Annotated in this window: 15 protein-coding genes; 3 read left to right on the plus strand and 12 right to left on the minus strand. The window is 63.5% G+C overall.

Going from position 1 to position 17381, the window contains the following annotated elements:
• Positions 1 to 18: 18 nt before the first annotated feature.
• Together FHR27_RS22060 and FHR27_RS22065 are read right to left on the minus strand one after the other, a co-directional pair.
• Positions 19 to 960, minus strand: a complete 942-nt coding sequence (locus FHR27_RS22060) for a FecR family protein (protein ID WP_179539572.1) — start codon at positions 958 to 960, stop codon at positions 19 to 21.
• Complete coding sequence (locus tag FHR27_RS22065; RefSeq protein ID WP_042553598.1) at positions 957 to 1457, minus strand: sigma-70 family RNA polymerase sigma factor; 501 nt, start codon at positions 1455 to 1457, stop codon at positions 957 to 959. The genes FHR27_RS22060 and FHR27_RS22065 overlap by 4 nt, the downstream gene beginning before the upstream one ends.
• Positions 1458 to 1647: 190 nt before the next feature.
• Between FHR27_RS22065 and znuA the strand changes: the two genes are divergently transcribed.
• Positions 1648 to 2613 carry a zinc ABC transporter substrate-binding protein ZnuA gene (znuA, locus tag FHR27_RS22070; protein ID WP_179539573.1) on the plus strand — a complete coding sequence of 322 codons (966 nt, stop codon included), beginning with the start codon at positions 1648 to 1650 and terminating at the stop codon, positions 2611 to 2613.
• 42 nt (positions 2614 to 2655) lie between these two features.
• Here the strand turns inward: znuA and FHR27_RS22075 are convergent, their stop codons facing one another.
• From FHR27_RS22075 to FHR27_RS22085, 3 genes are all read right to left on the minus strand, one after another.
• Positions 2656 to 3348: a TVP38/TMEM64 family protein gene (locus FHR27_RS22075; protein WP_179539574.1), complete on the minus strand. Its 693-nt coding sequence runs from the start codon at positions 3346 to 3348 to the stop codon at positions 2656 to 2658.
• 174 nt (positions 3349 to 3522) lie between these two features.
• Entirely contained in the window at positions 3523 to 4473 is a 951-nt protein-coding gene (locus FHR27_RS22080; protein ID WP_179539575.1) for a homoserine kinase, read from the minus strand.
• A 12-nt stretch (positions 4474 to 4485) separates the two neighbouring features.
• Positions 4486 to 4770: a DUF2782 domain-containing protein gene (locus tag FHR27_RS22085; protein WP_042553594.1), complete on the minus strand. Its 285-nt coding sequence runs from the start codon at positions 4768 to 4770 to the stop codon at positions 4486 to 4488.
• A gap of 75 nt (positions 4771 to 4845) precedes the next feature.
• On the opposite strand from FHR27_RS22085, the gene polA reads away from it, so the two are divergent.
• On the plus strand, positions 4846 to 7674 hold the full coding sequence (gene polA, locus FHR27_RS22090) for a DNA polymerase I (RefSeq protein ID WP_179539576.1): 2829 nt from the start codon (positions 4846 to 4848) through the stop codon (positions 7672 to 7674).
• Between the two features lie 569 nt (positions 7675 to 8243).
• On the opposite strand, the gene yihA is transcribed toward polA, so the two are convergent.
• The 4 genes from yihA to FHR27_RS22110 all read right to left on the minus strand — a co-directional run bounded on the left by yihA (position 8244) and on the right by FHR27_RS22110 (position 11919).
• Entirely contained in the window at positions 8244 to 8885 is a 642-nt protein-coding gene (yihA, locus tag FHR27_RS22095; RefSeq protein WP_042553592.1) for a ribosome biogenesis GTP-binding protein YihA/YsxC, read from the minus strand.
• Between the two features lie 85 nt (positions 8886 to 8970).
• Positions 8971 to 9867 (minus strand): D-hexose-6-phosphate mutarotase, encoded by an 897-nt coding sequence (locus tag FHR27_RS22100; RefSeq protein ID WP_179539577.1) that lies wholly within the window; start codon positions 9865 to 9867, stop codon positions 8971 to 8973.
• 137 nt (positions 9868 to 10004) lie between these two features.
• Positions 10005 to 11381, minus strand: coding sequence for a TRAP transporter large permease (locus tag FHR27_RS22105; RefSeq protein WP_042553591.1), 1377 nt, complete (start codon positions 11379 to 11381; stop codon positions 10005 to 10007).
• The gene (locus tag FHR27_RS22110) at positions 11374 to 11919 is read right to left on the minus strand and encodes a TRAP transporter small permease subunit (protein WP_042553590.1); all 546 of its coding nucleotides are present in this window, start codon (positions 11917 to 11919) and stop codon (positions 11374 to 11376) included. The genes FHR27_RS22105 and FHR27_RS22110 overlap by 8 nt, the downstream gene beginning before the upstream one ends.
• A 310-nt stretch (positions 11920 to 12229) precedes the next feature.
• Here FHR27_RS22110 and FHR27_RS22115 point away from each other — a divergent pair, with 310 nt between their 5' ends.
• Entirely contained in the window at positions 12230 to 13327 is a 1098-nt protein-coding gene (locus tag FHR27_RS22115; RefSeq protein ID WP_042553589.1) for a TRAP transporter substrate-binding protein, read from the plus strand.
• Between the two features lie 65 nt (positions 13328 to 13392).
• Here FHR27_RS22115 and argB read toward each other — a convergent pair whose 3' ends face one another.
• The 3 genes from argB to dut form a co-directional block, all read right to left on the minus strand.
• On the minus strand, positions 13393 to 14298 hold the full coding sequence (argB, locus tag FHR27_RS22120; RefSeq protein WP_042553588.1) for an acetylglutamate kinase: 906 nt from the start codon (positions 14296 to 14298) through the stop codon (positions 13393 to 13395).
• A 24-nt stretch (positions 14299 to 14322) separates the two neighbouring features.
• Entirely contained in the window at positions 14323 to 15714 is a 1392-nt protein-coding gene (gene algC, locus FHR27_RS26740; protein ID WP_197077010.1) for a phosphomannomutase/phosphoglucomutase, read from the minus strand.
• 1210 nt (positions 15715 to 16924) lie between these two features.
• Positions 16925 to 17380 (minus strand): dUTP diphosphatase, encoded by a 456-nt coding sequence (gene dut, locus FHR27_RS22130; RefSeq protein ID WP_042553586.1) that lies wholly within the window; start codon positions 17378 to 17380, stop codon positions 16925 to 16927.
• Between the last annotated feature and the right edge of the window lies 1 nt (position 17381).

Genomic DNA, 17381 nt, shown 5'->3' on the forward strand with positions numbered 1-17381 from the left:
AGCTTATGCATTTCTGCCTCACGCTCGTTCGATACTGACCCACAGGTCGCCAAAGCGGCTGATGCGGATCGGCAGCGTCTGTGCCAGCAGTTGCAGGGCTCGGTCACTGTCATCGAGGGGATACAGGCCGCTGGTGCGCAGGCTCGCGGCGGTCGCGGACAACCGCAAGACGCCGTTGCGATAGGCTCGCAGGGCATCGACAACCTCGCCAAGCGGGCGGTCATCCACCTCCAGCAGGCCGTCGAGCCAGGCGCTTTCGTTGCCGCGTAACGGGCTTTGTCCGATGACGCCGGTGCTGTCCAGGTTCACGTTGCTACCAGGTTGCAGCTGTTGACCGTTGGCCAGGCGAACCTCGGCATCGAACACCGTGAGCTGCAACTGCCCGACAGCGCGACTGCGCAGGATGAGGCGGCCACCCAGACTGCTCAGGCGACCTGCCGGACTGTCGAGAATGAGTGGTGTCGCCGTGATAGGGGCATCCAGCAGCGCGCCGCCATGATGGAAGTGCAGGCCTCGACGCTGGGAGCCGAAGTCCGGCGTCACTCGGGTTCGTGCATCCAGGCTCAGCCGGCTACCGTCCGCCAGGTCGTGGGTGGTGCGCTCGCCTGTTGCGGTGTAGAGGTCGCCGGGTAGCACCAGGCCGGTGCGATTGAGGTGCAGCCCTAGCGTGCCAAGAGCGACGGCGCCGACCACGGCGAGACTGCCGCGCAGGAAATCGCGTCGGCTCGAGGGCGTGTTGATGGTGCGCAGCACCTGCTCGTCCGAGAGCCGAAGCAGAGGCTCGCGGCGCAGCAGGCCAAGGTTGTCGGCAAGGCGCTGGAATACCTGAACGTGTGTGGGATGGCTGTTTTGCCAAGCGATGAACGCCTGGCGCTCGTCCTCGCTGATATCACCGGATTGCAGGCGCATCATCCAGTGCGCGGCCTCGTCGACCACGCTTTTCAGCGGTTGCTCGCTCATTGCTGCAGTGCTCCGTAGCAGAGCTTGAAGGCTTCGGTCATGTATTGCTGCACGCGGCTGGGCGAAATGCTCAGTCGTTCAGCGATCTGCATATAGGTCAGCCCGCCTATCTGGCTGTGGATAAATGCAGCCTTGCCCTGGCCGGGCAAGCCATCGAGGAGTTGGTCGAGCCTTACCAGTGTTTCGATCAGCAAAAGGCGCTCTTCCGGCGAGGGGTGAACCTGTTCGGGAAGCTCCTCGAGCATCTGCAGGTACGCGCGCTCCAGGTCCCGGCGCCGCCAGCTTTCCTGCATCAGGCGTTGCGCGATGGTGGTCAGCAAAGCCCGTGGTTCGCGAATTTGAGCGGGGTCCGGCAGGCTGAGTACGCGCAGGAACGTTTCCGCAACCAGGTCTTCGGCATTGTGGGTGCAGCCCAGGCGGCGATACAGGCGGGCGTGCAGCCAGCGCTGGTTCTGCACGAACCATTGGGCGACCAGTCGCCGAGCTGGATTTTCCATGTCCTTTCCTCAAAAGGTCTGGAGCTACTGTGCCGCAAATGGAAATCAGCTAAAAAGAATAAAAAACACCATGAATATATCAATTTTTAATTTTACTGTGGCTCACAGATAGACCTGACGAGGAACCTGCGACGTCTTTTCGAGGAAATGTTATTGTATAGCTCCTTTGCTCTCTGAATGACCCGTCGCCATGCCGTTGTTTTTTTCTCGCCTGCTCGTCCTGTCTCTAAGCCTGTTCTGCCTCGTACCGGTTGCCCAGGCCGATGTTCGGGTACTCACCAGCATCAAACCGTTGCAACTGATCGCCGCTGCGGTGCAGGAGGGAGTGGGCGAACCCGAGGTTTTGCTGCCGCCGGGTGCGTCACCGCACCACTACGCGCTGCGCCCCTCGGACATGCGCCGGGTGCAGGAGGTGGATCTGCTGTATTGGATCGGACCGGACATGGAGAGCTTCATGCCCCGCGTTCTGGCTACCCGCGAGAAGCCCAGCGTCGCCGTGCAGAGCCTGCCAGACATGACGCTGCGGCATTTCGGTGAGGATGATGGTCACGACCACGACCACGACCACGACCACGACCACGGTGACGAGGTTGCCCATGAAGCACTCGGCGAGCATGACCACGACCACCGCCCTGGCAGTCTGGACGCCCACCTGTGGCTGTTGCCGGCCAACGCTCGGGTGATTGCCGCACGCATGGCCGCCGATCTGAGCGAGGCCGATCCCGCCAACGCGCCGCGTTATCAGGCCAATCTGCACGCGTTCGACGAGCGTCTCGATGCACTGGAGCCGCGCCTGCAGGCTCAGCTCAAGCCGCTGGCGAGCAAGCCCTTCTTCGTTTTCCATGAGGCCTTCGACTACTTCGAGGCCGCCTATGGCCTCAAGCATATCGGCGTGTTCAGCGTGGCCAGCGAAGTGCAGCCGGGTGCCCGTCATGTGGCGGCGATGCGCGAGCAACTGCAGCGCGTAGGGCCGAGCTGCGTATTCAGCGAGCCTCCGCTGCGTCCGCGTCTGGCCGAGACCCTGACCGCCGGGCTGCCGGCTACCCTGGCCGAGCTCGACGCCATGGGCGCGGCGGCCCCGGTCAGTGCAGCCGGTTACGAAAGCCTGCTGCAGGGCCTGGCCGATGGTCTGGATGGTTGCCTGGGCAAGCTCTGAACCCGGGCGTTCAGGCTTCGGCGCGACAAGCCCGCGACCCGCTCATTCGGTGTCTTGCCTGGCGGTGAAGCGTCGGCGTATCAGGTAGATCGCCAGCGCGACCAGGCCCAGCACGGCTAGGGCCCCTGCGCTGTTGCCCAGATCATGCTCGAGCAGCGACTCACCCAGTACCACGAAGGCCACCGCGTAGATGCCGGTGATCAGCCCGGAAACCCCGAAGTAGATCCAGAAGGGGACGCCGGCCATACCGAGCAGGTAGTGCTTGATGAAGATCGGTACGCCCGGGGCCAGCTTCACCAGCAGCGCGAAACGCAGCGCACCATCACCCTTCTCGAAGTCGGGAATGCTGTAGCGAGTACGTGCGAGCAAGCGACCTAGCCAGGGCCGCAGGCCGCTGCGGGCTATCCAGTAGCACAGCAGCAGATTGGCCGACAGGGCGACCGCGCTGCCGGCGAGCCCGATAGGTACACCGAAGGTCGCGCCGGCGACGATGAAGAAGGGCGTGATGGGCACACCCAGCGCAGGCACTATCGCCATGGCGAGGAAAAACGGCAGCACCCCGGCTTCTTCGCGCCAGGCGATGAAGGCCTGGTGATCCCAGGCGTTCCAGATCGCCACGGCGAGCACCAGCAAGACGATCGCGCCGAGAATACGCAGTGCCCAGGTGGCGGGTGTAGCGGGCGCCGGGCGCCCTTTGTGATTGGGCGTCGGTGATTGCATAGGGGCCCGCTGCAAGGTCGTGAACCTGACTCGATTTCGCGCGAGTCAGTGGCGATCGAGCTGCCAGCCGCGTTTCACCGGTAGCAGCGGATGAGAGCCGCAGCATAGGTGCAAGCGCTCGAACGGTACAGGCGCTGAGCCAGGGAATACGCGACTGGATGCTACAAGCCCCCTGGCTCTGCCGGAGATCTACAGCGCGAACGGCAGCGCCAGCTCGACATGCTGACGTTCGGCCAGACGACGCTGGAACTCGGCCGGATCGTGAATCAGCACGTCCTGGCCGGCGAAGGCTTCTGCGGCGATCAGCCGCGACAGCCAGAAACGCACGCAGCCGATGCGCAGCAGGGCAGGCCACAGCTCGGCTTCGGCGGCGCTGAACGGGCGCAGTGCGGCGTAGGCACCGAGCAGTGCACGGGTACGTTCGGCATTCAGTCGCCCTTGCTCATCCGAGCACCAATCGTTCACGGCGATGGCCAGGTCATAGAGCATCGGCCCCGAACAGGCGTTGTAGAAGTCGATCACTCCGCTCAGGTGCGTGCCTTCGAACAGGCAGTTGTCGCGGAACAGGTCGGCATGCAGATTGGCACCCGGCAGTTTGCGCACGCGTTCCTGCAATGTGGCGATCTCTTCCAGGGCGTCGTTCAGCAGGCTGGCCTGCTCGGCAGGCAGCCGCAGGGCCAGTGCTGCACCTTCACGCAGCATCCACTCCAGGCCCCGATCGCTCTTGCGTGGCAACGGGCTTTCGCGGGTCGCCAGGTGAATGCGCGCCAGCAGGCCGCCGATTTCCTGGCAATGGTGGGCGTTGACCGCGCTGATGTGCTTGCCGCTCAGTCGCGGTTGCAGCAGCGCCGGCTTGCCAGCCAGGCTGCGCAAGGCTTCGCCGCTGTCGGTGCGCAACGCGTAGGGCACCGGCAGGCCGGCATCGTGGAGCACGTCCAGCAGCTCGATGAAGAACGGCAGATCGTCGCTTGGTCCGCGTTCGATCAGGGTCAGCACGAACTCGCCCTGCTCCAGGCTGACGAAGAAGTTGCTGTTCTCGCTACCGGCCTCGATGCCCTGGAAGTCGAGCAGACGGCCGAGCCCGTAGGGGGCGAGAAACGTATCCAGTTGCGGACGTTGCAGCGGGGTGAACACCGACATGAATTGACTGCCTTACCAGCTGAAGATTTCCCAGGCCGGGATCAGCATGTCCGGCGAATCGGACCGCACGAAATTGCCGTCGCTGCCGTCGGCCCGAACCAGGAAATAGGGTTTGCCACCTTTCGGGGTGACCTTGATGGCGTAGAGGAAGCCGTTGACCCGGTACTCCTCCACGGTTCGGTCGCCGTCCTGGCGGATGGTTACATCAGGATCCGCCGAGGGGGCGTCATCGGCCTGAGCGGCGAATGGCACGCTGGCCAGCACGGCAAGCAGGATCAAGCGATTCAGTGGTCCCATGGTAACCTTGTCCCTTTGATATCAACGGTGCTGCGTATTCTAGCGCCACGCCCGCCGAAAAGGTTGATCACGCTCATGAGCCAAGCCCCCCTCGTCCTGGTCGACGGTTCCTCTTACCTGTACCGCGCCTTCCATGCCCTGCCGCCCCTGACCACCTCCCGAGGCCTGCCCACCGGCGCGGTCAAAGGGGTGTTGAACATGCTGCGCAGCCTGCGCCGGCAGTACCCGGACAGCCCCTTCGCGGTGGTTTTCGACGCCAAGGGCGGGACCTTCCGCGATGAACTGTTCGCCGAGTACAAGGCCAACCGTCCACCGATGCCCGACGAACTGCGCCTGCAGGTCGAGCCGCTGCATGCCAGCGTGCGTGCGCTCGGCCTGCCGCTGCTGTGCATCGAAGGCGTGGAAGCGGATGACGTGATCGGCACCCTGGCCCGGCAGAGCGCCGCCGAGGGCCGTGACGTGGTGATCTCCACGGGTGACAAGGACATGGCGCAACTGGTGTGCCAGCACGTTACGCTGGTCAACACCATGACCGGTAGCGTTTACGACATCGAGGGCGTGAAAGGGAAATTCGGTGTCGGCCCTGAGCTGATCATCGACTACCTGGCGCTGATGGGCGACAAGGTCGACAACATTCCAGGCGTGCCCGGTGTCGGTGAGAAAACCGCTCTGGGTCTGCTGGTCGGTGTCGGCGGCGGCCTCGACGTGCTCTACGCCAACCTCGACAAGGTGCCAGGCCTGCCGATTCGCGGCGCCAAGACATTGCCGGCCAAGCTCGAAGAACACCGTGAGATGGCCTATCTGTCCTATCAGCTGGCGACCATCAAGCTGGACGTGCCGCTGGACCTCGATTACGCCAGGCTGTACCCCGGCGAGCCCGATGTCGAAGCACTGATACCGCTCTACGAAGAGCTGGAGTTCAAGAGCTGGCTCGATGAACTGCTGCGCCAGAACAAGAGCGCCGCACCCAAGCCCAGGGCCAGGGCAGAGCTCACACCGGCTGCCGACGATCTGTTCAGCAGCCCTGAACCCGCTGCGCCCGTTGCAGGTGATGCTCCCGGTGCCGAAAGCGAGCCGGTGGCGGTTACCGGCCATTACCGCACGATTCTCGAGCAGGGCGAGTTCGATGCGCTGCTCGTCCAGTTGCAGCAGGCCGAACTGATCGCCTTCGATACCGAAACCACCAGCGTCGATGCTCAGCAGGCGCAGCTGGTCGGTCTGTCGTTCGCGGTCAAGGCCGGTGAAGCTGCCTACGTGCCGGTCGCCCACAGCTACATGGGCGTCCCGCAGCAGCTGGATCGTGATGCCGTGCTGCGCGCGCTCAAGCCGATTCTCGAAGACCCGGCCAAGGCCAAGGTCGGCCAGCACGCCAAGTACGACATCAATGTCCTCGCCAACGCCTCCACGCCCATCACCGTGCAGGGCGTGGCGTTCGACACCATGCTCGAGTCCTACGTGCTGGACTCCACCGCCACGCGCCATGACATGGACAGCCTGTCGCTCAAGTACCTGGGACACAGCACCATCCGTTTCGAGGACATCGCCGGCAAGGGTGCCAAGCAGCTGACCTTCGACCAGATCGCCCTGGAACAGGCCGGCCCTTATGCCGCAGAGGACGCCGACGTGACCCTGCGTCTGCACCAGCACCTGTGGAGCCGTCTGGAGCAGGAGCCGAGCCTGGCCAGCGTGCTGCGTGATATCGAAATTCCCCTGGTGCCGGTGCTGGCGCGTATCGAGCGCAACGGTGCGCTGGTCGATGCCAACCTGCTGGGCCGTCACAGCCAGGAACTGGGCGAGAAGCTGGTCGCGCTGGAGCGTGAGGCGTTCGAGGTGGCCGGCGAAGAGTTCAACCTCGGCTCGCCCAAGCAACTGGGCGCCATCCTTTATGAAAAGCTCGGTTTGCCGATCATCAGCAAGACCGCCAAAGGTCAGGCTTCGACTGCCGAAGCGGTACTCGCCGAGCTGGCCGAGCAGGACTACGAACTGCCCAAGGTGCTGATGCAGTACCGCAGCCTGAGCAAGCTCAAGAGCACCTACACCGACCGCCTGCCGGAGCAGATCAACCCGCGTACCGGGCGTATCCACACCAGTTATCAACAGGCGGTCGCGTCCACGGGGCGCCTGTCGTCCAGCGACCCGAACCTGCAGAACATCCCGGTGCGCAGCGCCGAGGGCCGGCGTATTCGCCAGGCCTTCATCGCGCCCGAGGGCTACAAGCTGCTGGCGGCGGACTATTCGCAGATCGAGCTGCGCATCATGGCGCACCTGTCACGCGATGAAGGCCTGATGAATGCCTTCCGCGAGAACCTCGACGTGCACACCGCGACGGCTGCCGAAGTGTTCAAGGTCGAACTGGATCAGGTGACCTCCGATCAGCGGCGTAGCGCCAAGGCCATCAACTTCGGCCTGATCTACGGCATGGGGGCGCAGAAGCTGGCCAAGGACATCGGCGTGGACAGCAAAACCGCCAAGGCTTACATCGAGACCTATTTCGCCCGCTACCCGGGTGTGCGCGAGTACATGGACCGCACACGTCAGCAGGCTGCCGAGCAGGGCTTCGTGGAGACCCTGTTCGGGCGTCGTCTGTACCTGCCGCAGATCAAGTCCAGCCGCCCTCAGGAGCGTGCCGGTGCCGAGCGTACGGCGATCAACGCGCCGATGCAGGGCACTGCTGCGGACATCATCAAGAAGGCCATGGTGGCTGTGGATAACTGGCTGACCGAGTCAGGCCTGGATGCCAGGGTGATCCTGCAGGTGCACGATGAACTGGTGGTGGAGGTGCGTGAGGATCTGGTCGAGCAGGTCAGCGCGCGGATTCGCCCGCTGATGGCCGAGGCCGCCGAGCTGGATGTGCCGATGCTCGTCGAGGTGGGTGTTGGCAATAACTGGGACGAGGCTCATTGAGCGCCTTGGGGAGATGCGTCACGTTATCACTTAGAGCTGAGCATTCTTAGCTGGTATTGAGACCAAACAAAGCATTCTAAGCATCGCTGAACTTTACTTCTGTCCACCCGGTCAGAGTTTGTGAATGGCCCATAAAGCCCTTCGATGCTCCTTTGTTGTGTTAAGTGTTGGCAGACATCTGAGCCCCGCCCTAGCGGTTCAGACCCTTAAACCCCGATCTTCTCCCTCCCCATACGAAGTTCGGGGTTTTTTTTGCCTGCAGAAAAGTGCCAGGCAGCTTCAGCCCCTCATTCCCTTCTTGCAGCGTAGACCCTGATTGCCCAGGCGCAACCTCCTGCCCGCACAAAACCGCTCTGCGCCGAGGTTGGCAGCCCGGCGCAGCACACGTGCGCATGATGCGGCGATCGATGACCTGGGCAGCCCAACCGTGGCCCCGTGCCTGTACATCTCTTTCGCGCAATGCAAAACGCCCCGCGTCTGCGGGGCGTTTCGTTGCCTGGGTCGAGCGAAGCGAACCCGAGAGGTTCGTAGTCACTCCATCTGCCGGGCGTCAGGGATCGACGCGAAGGTTATTGCTCAGGCTCATCCTCTGCGCCGATCAGGCCCAGCCAGTGGCCCAGAACGGTTTGTGCGTCTTCCACGCCGATGCGCTTGGGGGCCGAGAACAGCTGGATGCTGACGTGATCGCCCCATTCCTTGCGAATCTCCTGCTGAACCTTGAGCAGTGCATTCTTCGCCGCGCCGAAAGCCAGCTTGTCGGCTTTGGTCAGCAGGATGTGCATGGGCATGCCACTGGCGCCGGACCAGTCGAGCATCATGCGGTCGAACTCGGTGAGCGGATGACGGATATCCATCATCAGAATCAACCCGCGCAGGCTTTCGCGGCTGCCCAGATAGGCCTCGAGGTGTTTCTGCCAGTGCAGCTTGAGCGGGATCGGTACCTTGGCGTAGCCGTAGCCGGGCAGGTCGACGAGGCGGCGTTCTTCGTCCAGGCGGAAGAAGTTGAGCAACTGGGTGCGCCCCGGGGTTTTCGAGGTGCGTGCCAGGCTGGCGTGGGTCAGGGTGTTCAGCGCGCTGGATTTGCCGGCGTTGGAACGCCCGGCGAAGGCGACCTCAAAGCCCTGGTCGTCCGGGCATTGGTCGACCTTGGCGGCACTGATCAGAAAAGTGGCTTGCTGACACAAGCCGATTGCAGGGTTCTTTGCTTGCATCGGGGTATCCGGTGGAGGGCGTGCATCGCGGCAGTCTATCAGGCTGGAGGCCCGCTGACCCGTACGGGCTGACCGCCGCGATGTCTCAGAGTGCTTGCGACCAGAGTGTCACTTCCAGCTTGTATTCGGCGTCCGGCGCGAGAATCAGGGCGTCATCCAGCACGTTGGCGTGCTCGATGCAGAGCATGCCTTGCCAGGCGTCGTCGGCGAACTGCGACAGGCGCTTGGCCTTGGCGATCCACGGGTTCCACACCACCGCCGAGCCAGAGCCCTCGCTGCGCATGAGAATGCGGCGCTTCCACAGCGGATCGACGAGGCTCAGTTGCGCTGGTGTGTCGAGGTAGATGCGGTCGGTCTCGCCGGTGAATGCCAGCGCGCCTTTCTGGCGGACCTTCTTCCAGCCGTCGAGGGTGTCGACGTAACGGCAGGCATCCAGGCCTTCGACCTTCACCTGGCGGATGTCGCTGACCGCGAAGTAGCTGTGCAACGCCTGGCTGATCGGCAGCTCGGTGTCGCCGAGGTTGCGTGTGGTCAGGGTCAGCCTGAGGCGCTCGCCGAGATGGATATCGAGCTGCAGTTCGGCGGCAAACGGCCACTCTGCGAAGGGTTGCGCAGCGGTGTCGTAGGCGAACGACAGCGTCACGCCGTCCTCCTCGGTGTTCAGACCGATCAACTGCCAGTCGCAAGTACGCACCAACCCATGGGCGGGCGCGTTTTCGGGGCGTGCATGGGCAGCGCGTATCGCCTCGGGGTTGCGCTGCAGGTCGCCGAACCAGGGCCAGCACACCGGAATCCCGCCGCGCACGCTTTGCCCGGCCGCATAGGCGGCTTCGTCGCTGAGCCAGATCAGTGGCTGCCCGCTGGCCGGCTGATAACGCAGAATCTGCGCGCCTTGCTCGCTCACCAGCAGCTCGGCACCGGCGTGGTGGATGCGCCAGCAGACCAGGTCGCCGAGCTGGATGCGTTCGTTGGTGGTGCTCATGAACATGCTGCTCCTGTAGCAGGCCGTTCTTCGACGGCCTGGTAGACGTTGCCTGTTGGGCCACTGCGCGGCCTCGAGGTTCGCTCGCTGCCATGAAAAACGCCCGTCGAGACGGGCGTTCTTTACCGCTTGCCAGTTTACGAACCGTAGACCTGATTCGGTAGCCAGGTGATCAGGCCCGGGAACTGGTAGGCGATGACCAGCATCATCAACTGGATGATGATGAACGGAATCACGCCCCGGTACATGGTAGCGGTACTTACCGAGCGTGGGGTCACGCCGCGCAGGTAGAACAGCGAGAAGCCCAGCGGTGGAGTGAGGAACGAGGTCTGCAGGTTCAGGGCGATCATCACCCCGAGCCAGACCGGATCCAGCCCCATGGCCAGCAGCACGGGCCCGACGATCGGCACCACCACGAAGATGATCTCGATGAAGTCGAGTATGAACCCGAGCAGGAAGATCACCAGCATGACCAGGAAGAACGCGCCGAGCACGCCGCCTGGCAGTTGCTGGAACACGTCCTCGATCAGCGCTTCACCGCCGAAGCCACGGAACACCAGAGAGAACAGCGAGGCGCCGATCAGGATCAGGAACACCATGCTGGAAATTTCCGTGGTGCCCTGGGCCACGGCGCGCAACTGCGTCAGGTTCAGCTGGCCCTTGAACAGCGCCAGCAGGGTCGCACCGACCGCACCGATGGCCGCTGCTTCGGTAGGCGTCGCGTAACCACCGAGGATCGAACCGAGCACTGCGATGATCAGGGCCAGCGGCGGTACCAGCGAGCCGAGCAGCTTGCCCCATTCCACGTCGCCCAGCTCTTCCTTGGGAACCACCGGCATCTTCTTCGGCTGGAAGATCGCCACCATGATCAGGTAGACGACATACAGCACCACCAGCAGCAGACCCGGCACCAGGGCGCCCATGAACAGGTCGCCTACCGACACGGTCTTCGGCGAGAAGATGCCCATGCGCAACTGAGCCTGCTGGTAGGCGCTGGACATCACGTCACCGAGCAGGACCAGCACGATGGATGGCGGGATGATCTGCCCCAGGGTGCCGGTGGCGGCCAGGGTGCCGGTAGCGACCGCCGGGTCGAAACCACGCTTGAGCAGCGTCGGCAGGGCCAGCAGGCCCATGGTCACCACGGTGGCGCCAACGATGCCGGTGCTGGCCGCGAGCAACGCGCCCACCAGACACACCGAAATCGCCAGGCCGCCGCGGATGCCGCCGAACAGGCGCGACATGGATTCCAGCAGGTCTTCGGCAACCTTGGATTTTTCCAGCATCACGCCCATGAACACGAACAGCGGCACGGCCAGCATGGTCTGGTTGTTCATGATGCCGAACAGGCGGTTGGGCAGGGCACTCAGGTAACCGGCGTCGAAGGTGCCGGTTGCGATGCCGATGCCGGCGAACAGCAGGGATACGCCCGCCAGGGTGAAGGCCACCGGAAAACCGCCCATCAGCACCACGCAGATGCTCACGAACAGCAGGATCGACATGACTTCAGCCATGTTTCACCTCCGGCTCGGGCAGCACACCGAGGAGCAGGTAGATCGCCTTGATCAGGTTGGAGATACCTTGCAGGGTCAGGCTGACCACCAGCACCAGAATGATGCTCTTCTGCAGGTAGACGAACTTCAGGCCGCCCGATTCGCTGGAGCCCTCGCGGGTCGACCAGGAGTTGGCCACGTAATCCCAGCTGGCCCAGCCGAGGAACAGGCAGACCGGCAGCAGCAGGAACAGGGTGCCGAGCACCTCGACCAGCGCCTGACGGCGGCCGCTGAACTGCTGATAGAAGATATCCACACGCACGTGCGCATTGCGTTGCAGTGCCCAGGCCGAAGCGCCCATGAACACCAGGGCATGGGCGTAGAGCACGGCTTCCTGCAGCGCGGTCGCGCCCAGGTTCATGCCATAGCGCAATACCACGACCAGCGCCGTGCCGAGGACCAGAAACAGGGTCAACCAGGAGCAGGCCTGGCCGAAGCGAAAGTTCACCGCGTCGATGACGCGTGCGATCCCCAGCGGAAGTGAAGGCTTGTTGGACATGACGCGTCCTTATAGTTATCGAAAAGAGCGAAAAGCGGGGGATTTTAGGCAGGAGGCTGCACCTACGGCAATGGCGATACGCCTTGGCTGGCGTCAGTCCGCGGTACTGGCCGGTTGCCCTCGAAGGGGCTGTGTTGAGCCGCTGGCGCGGCTCTCAGGGCATTCGATGGACACGGGTTGAAACATTTGTACGCGTCGAGTGGCCGTTAGGCGGGCATAGGATAGCGCGCGGGGCGGTTGGCGGATCGCCACTGTTTTGTCGAGGCTGGAACGGCCCGAAGGTAAGTATTACAACAACAAGGAGCTACCTATGAAACGTCGCCAAATACTGGCTGCTGCTGGTGTCGGCATTGCCGCAGGTGCATTGGTCGGGTGCAAGGAGGAAGCCGGTGCGGCGGACTCGTCCCAGCCGGTCGCCGAAACCAGGAACTTCAACTGGAAGATGGTCACCTCCTGGCCGAAGAACTTTCCGGGTGTAGGCGTGGGCGCCGAGCGCTTCGCCAAGCTGGTCGAGCAGATGAGCAATGGCCGCCTGAAGATCAAGGTCTACGCGGCCGGTGAGCTGGTACCGGCTCTCGAAGTGTTCGACGCGGTCTCGCGCGGCACTGCCGAAATGGGCCACGGCGCGCCTTACTACTGGAAGGGCAAAGTACCCGCTGCCCAATTCTTCTGTGCACTGCCATTCGGTCCCAATGCCCAGGAAATGAATGCCTGGCTGCACTATGGCGGTGGCATGCAGTTGTGGGAAGAGGTCTACAAGCCTCACGGCGTCCTGCCGATGGCCTGTGGCGCAACTGGTGTGCAGACCGCCGGCTGGTTCAACAAGGAAATCAATTCGGTCGATGACCTCAAGGGTCTGAAGATGCGCACTCCAGGCCTCGGCGGCGAAGTGCTCACCAAGGTCGGCGGTACCGTGGTCAACATGCCGGCAGGCGAGATCTTCACCGCCCTGCAGACCGGCACCATCGACGCCACCGAATGGATCGGGCCGTACAACGACCAGGCGCTGGGCTTGCACAAGGCGGCCAAGTATTACTACACACCGGGTTGGCAGGAGCCGAACGTCACCTTCGAACTGGATATCAATATCAAGGCTTGGGAAACCCTGCCGGCCGATCTGCAGGCCATCGTTCGCGCCGCTGCTCGCGACGTCAACGGCGACATGCTCGACGACTACAACGCCAAGAACATGGAGTCCATGGAGCAGCTGAAACAGGCCGGTGTAGACGTGCGCCGCCTGCCGGATGACGTGCTCGCCAAGCTCAAGGAGGTCTCTGCCGGTGTGGTCGATGCCACCGCTGCCGCCGACCCTGCTGCGCAGAAAGTCTGGGAGCAGCAGAAGGCCTACCTGGCGCGCCTGTACGAGTACGCCGAAGCCAACGAGAAGGACATCTACGCGATTCGTTGAATGCTGCACCCTACGCAAACAACAACGCCGGCTGATAGCCGGCGTTGTTGTGCTGCGCAGAGCGATCAGTGACGTTTGCGGTTGCTGATCAGGGTGCCCACACCGGTGTCGGTGAAGATTTCCAGCAGCACGGCATTGGGTACGCGACCGTCGACGATGTGCGCGGTGGTCACGCCGCCTTGCACCGCTTCCAGTGCGCAGCGAATCTTCGGCAGCATGCCGCCGTAGATGGTGCCGTCGGCGATCAGCCCGTCCACCTGCTCGGTGGTCAGGCCGGTGAGTACCTCGCCCTGCTTGTCCATCAAGCCAGCGATGTTGGTCAGCAACATCAGTTTCTCGGCCTTCAGCGCCTCGGCGACCTTGCCGGCCACCAGATCGGCGTTGATGTTGTAGGACTCGCCGTCCGGGCCCACGCCGATTGGCGCGATAACCGGGATGAAGTTGCCCTTGACCAGCATGTTCAGCAGCTCGACATTGACCCCGGTGACTTCACCGACATGGCCGATATCGATGATTTCCGGCTGGGTCATCTCCGGCGTCTGGCGGCTGACGGTGAGCTTCTTGGCGCGGATCAGCTCGGCATCCTTGCCGGTCAGGCCGATGGCGCTGCCGCCATGGCTGTTGATCAGATTGACGATGTCCTTGTTGACCTTGCCGCCGAGCACCATCTCCACCACGTCCATGGTCTGTGCGTCGGTCACCCGCATGCCGTCGACGAAGTGGCTCTCGATGGACAGGCGCTTGAGCAGATCACCGATCTGCGGGCCACCGCCGTGAACCACCACCGGGTTGATGCCTACGGCCTTCATCAGCACGATGTCGCGAGCGAAGCCGGTCTTCAGCTCGTCGCTTTCCATGGCGTTGCCGCCGTATTTGATCACCAGGGTCTTGCCAACGAAGCGGCGAATGTACGGCAGTGCTTCGGACAGAACCTTGGCGACGTTGGTGGCGGCATCACGCTCTAGGGTCATGCAGGGGCTCCAGTGCTGGGCGGATCAGAACGGTAATTTTACATCGGGTGCGACAAGGTGCATCTGCGTGCGGAACAGCTCCTGAATCCGCTCCAGTTCGGCCTGGTTCTCCGCTTCGAAGCGCAGCACCAGAACCGGCGTGGTATTGGACGCACGCACCAGGCCCCAGCCTTTCGGGTAGTCGACGCGCACACCATCGAGGTTGGTCACACTGCCTTCGCCCCACTGGCCTTCACGCTGCAGGCGCTCGACGATGGGGAACTTGGTCTGCTCAGTGACCTGGATGTTGATCTCCGGGGTCGACACGTCGTCAGGAAACGCGGCGAATACCTGTTCGGCAGTGCGCTTGTCCTGGCTGAGAATCTCCAGCAAACGGGCCGCGGCGTAAATGCCGTCGTCGAAACCGAACCAGCGCTCCTTGAAGAACACGTGGCCGCTCATTTCGCCGGCCAGCAGGGCACCGGTTTCCTTCATCTTCTTCTTGATCAGCGAATGGCCGGTCTTCCACATCACCGGACGACCACCGTAGCCGCTGATCAGCGGGGTCAGGCGGCGGGTGCATTTGACGTCGAAGATGATGTCGGCGCCAGGGTTGCGCGAGACCACGTCCTTGGCGAAGAGCATCAGCAGACGGTCCGGGTAGACGATGGCGCCCGTGTTGGTGACCACACCGACACGGTCGCCATCGCCGTCGAAGGCCAGGCCGATGTCAGCGTTCTCTTCCTTGACCTTGGCGATCAGGTCGACGAGGTTCTCGGGTTTGCCCGGGTCCGGATGGTGATTGGGGAAGTTGCCGTCGACGTCGCAGAACAGCGGAATCACCTTGCAGCCCAGGGCTTCGATCAGCTGCGGGGCGATCACGCCTGCCGCACCGTTGCCACAGTCGACCACCACGCGCAGCGGCTTGGCCATGGCGATGTCGCTGCGTATCTGTTCCAGATAGCGTGGCAGCAGATCGACCGCCTCCACGCTGCCTTCACCGCTGAGCAGGTCATTGGTGTCGATGCGCGTCTTGAGTGCCTGGATCTGCTCGTTGGCCAGGGTATCGCCAGCGATGACGATCTTGAAGCCGTTGTAGTCCGGCGGGTTGTGGCTGCCGGTGAGCATCACCGCGGATTTGCCGGCCAGCACGTGGGCGGCGTAATACACCACAGGCGTCGGCACCATGCCGACGTCACTGACCTGGCAGCCGCTGTCGACCAGACCCTGGATCAACTGCTGTACCAGCGTTGGGCCGGACAGGCGGCCGTCACGGCCAACGGAGACGTTGGGCTCGCCTTCGGCGATGCTCTGCGAGCCGATGGCGCGGCCGATCCAGTACGCGGTTTCCGGGGTCAGGCCAGCGCCTACCACGCCGCGGATGTCATAGGCTCGGAAGATGTCTGCTGGGAGTTTCGGGGCTTGCGGCGCGGTCATGATCGGGGTCTGCTCCAGTCCCAGGAGATCCTGGTCGTCGTCGAGAATGTCGATATCGAGGATATCGGTGTCTTGAAACAGCGGATTTACGAAATCCGCCGGCTTGGCCGCGACGCTACTACTGGGTTGCTGACTGGCTGTGACGTCCGGGCGTACGGCCACGGACTCCTGGGCGCGACGGGGGAGTCGGCTCAGGCTTTGTGCCAGGTCATGCAGGGCGGGCAGGCTCAAGCTGAAGGCTTTGACGGCTTTGCCCGCGGAGAGTTCTTTAACCAGTTGGGTCAATTGCGACGTGTCACTGTCCAGACGCTGCAGCAAGCGCCGATTGACCAGATAAAGCCCGGCCAGCGCACCAGCCAGGGCAACCAGCAGCGCCAGTACCAGGAGCGTCGGCGACAGGCCGGTCGCACCGAGGCTGGAGGCTGGCGTGAAGTTCAGCGTCCAGTGTGGGTTGCCGGTGGCGAATGTCTGGGCGCTGCCATCGGCCTGGCCACGCTGGGTGAGGACCTGTGGGGCGCCGCCGTCGAAGCGCTGCACCAACTGGATCTGTCCGACATCGGCGGGCAGCGCTGGCAGGTTGGCAAGCACGCGATTTATGTCCACCGCCAACAGCAGGGTGCCGAGCATCGGCTGGGCGTCGTCCTGGCGCACGGGGGCAACGCTGTAGGCCAGCCAGCGATCGCCTACCCGATAGGCCTCCACGGCCGGTGCCTGACCGCCCTCGAGGCGGCGCAGCATGTCCAGCGCGGCGAAGTTCATCGGCGCGCTGCGGCTGCTGTCCGGCACGGCCTGGCCGGTGAGGTTGAGCTGGGCGTCGACCACGCCGTTCCAGTAGCGCAGGCCGTTTTCGGCGTTGCTCAGCTGCTGCGCATCGCCGCTCTGCAGCGCTTGTGAGAGTGCCGGGTTGCGTGCCGCTGCGATGGTATCGGCGCTGAGCTGCTTGAGCGCCTGCTGCAGGCTGGCTGCCTGGCTCTCGCCCCAGGCGCGGGTCAGCTGTTGCTGCTGCACCTGCTGGGCCGGGCTGACCGCGGTGAACCATAGCAGCGCACCGGCCAATACTGCGCCGAGGGTGGCGGCCAGGGCGCCGGGCAACAGGTCGGCAGTGGCCTTGGGTTTCGACTGGGCGTTACCTTGCGAATCGCCGGAGCGTTCTTCCTTGGGCGCGCGTTTGAAGCCTTTCATCAGACGTCTCCTGGCGATTGGGTCTGCTTCAGTGGCTGCCGGAGTGGCCGAAACCACCGGTGCCGCGCTCGCTGTCGTCGAAGTCCTCGACGACCTCGAAGCGCGCTTGCACGACGGGCACCAGCACCAACTGAGCGATGCGTTCGCCAATCGCCATCTTGAAGGCGCTGTTGCCGCGGTTCCAGCACGACACCATCAGTTCGCCCTGGTAGTCGGAGTCGATCAGGCCGACCAGGTTGCCGAGCACGATGCCGTGTTTGTGGCCCAGGCCCGAACGCGGCAGGATCAGCGCCGCCAGGCCAGGGTCGGCAACGTGGATCGCCAGACCCGTGGGGATCAATACGGTCTGCCCCGGTTCCAGGGTCAGGTCTTCCTTGAGCATGGCACGCAGATCGAGGCCTGCCGAACCCGGCGTGGCATAGGCCGGCATTGGGAAGTCGTTACCGAGGCGTGGGTCGAGAATCTTGGCTTGTAAGGCGTGCATG

Origin of the sequence: Pseudomonas flavescens (genome assembly GCF_013408425.1) — a bacterium.
GTDB lineage: Bacteria > Pseudomonadota > Gammaproteobacteria > Pseudomonadales > Pseudomonadaceae > Aquipseudomonas > Aquipseudomonas fulva_A.

Excerpts from the sequence above, each read along its gene's own strand:
- algC (WP_197077010.1), bottom strand. The coding sequence starts at position 15,714 with ATGACCGCGCCGCAAGCCCCGAAACTCCCAGCAGACATCTTCCGAGCC.
- FHR27_RS22110 (WP_042553590.1), bottom strand. The coding sequence starts at position 11,919 with ATGTCCAACAAGCCTTCACTTCCGCTGGGGATCGCACGCGTCATCGAC.
- znuA (WP_179539573.1), top strand. The coding sequence starts at position 1,648 with ATGCCGTTGTTTTTTTCTCGCCTGCTCGTCCTGTCTCTAAGCCTGTTC.
- FHR27_RS22060 (WP_179539572.1), bottom strand. The coding sequence starts at position 960 with ATGAGCGAGCAACCGCTGAAAAGCGTGGTCGACGAGGCCGCGCACTGG.
- dut (WP_042553586.1), bottom strand. The coding sequence starts at position 17,380 with ATGCACGCCTTACAAGCCAAGATTCTCGACCCACGCCTCGGTAACGAC.
- FHR27_RS22065 (WP_042553598.1), bottom strand. The coding sequence starts at position 1,457 with ATGGAAAATCCAGCTCGGCGACTGGTCGCCCAATGGTTCGTGCAGAAC.
- FHR27_RS22080 (WP_179539575.1), bottom strand. The coding sequence starts at position 4,473 with ATGTCGGTGTTCACCCCGCTGCAACGTCCGCAACTGGATACGTTTCTC.
- argB (WP_042553588.1), bottom strand. The coding sequence starts at position 14,298 with ATGACCCTAGAGCGTGATGCCGCCACCAACGTCGCCAAGGTTCTGTCC.
- yihA (WP_042553592.1), bottom strand. The coding sequence starts at position 8,885 with ATGCAAGCAAAGAACCCTGCAATCGGCTTGTGTCAGCAAGCCACTTTT.
- FHR27_RS22100 (WP_179539577.1), bottom strand. The coding sequence starts at position 9,867 with ATGAGCACCACCAACGAACGCATCCAGCTCGGCGACCTGGTCTGCTGG.
- polA (WP_179539576.1), top strand. The coding sequence starts at position 4,846 with ATGAGCCAAGCCCCCCTCGTCCTGGTCGACGGTTCCTCTTACCTGTAC.
- FHR27_RS22115 (WP_042553589.1), top strand. The coding sequence starts at position 12,230 with ATGAAACGTCGCCAAATACTGGCTGCTGCTGGTGTCGGCATTGCCGCA.
- FHR27_RS22085 (WP_042553594.1), bottom strand. The coding sequence starts at position 4,770 with ATGGGACCACTGAATCGCTTGATCCTGCTTGCCGTGCTGGCCAGCGTG.
- FHR27_RS22105 (WP_042553591.1), bottom strand. The coding sequence starts at position 11,381 with ATGGCTGAAGTCATGTCGATCCTGCTGTTCGTGAGCATCTGCGTGGTG.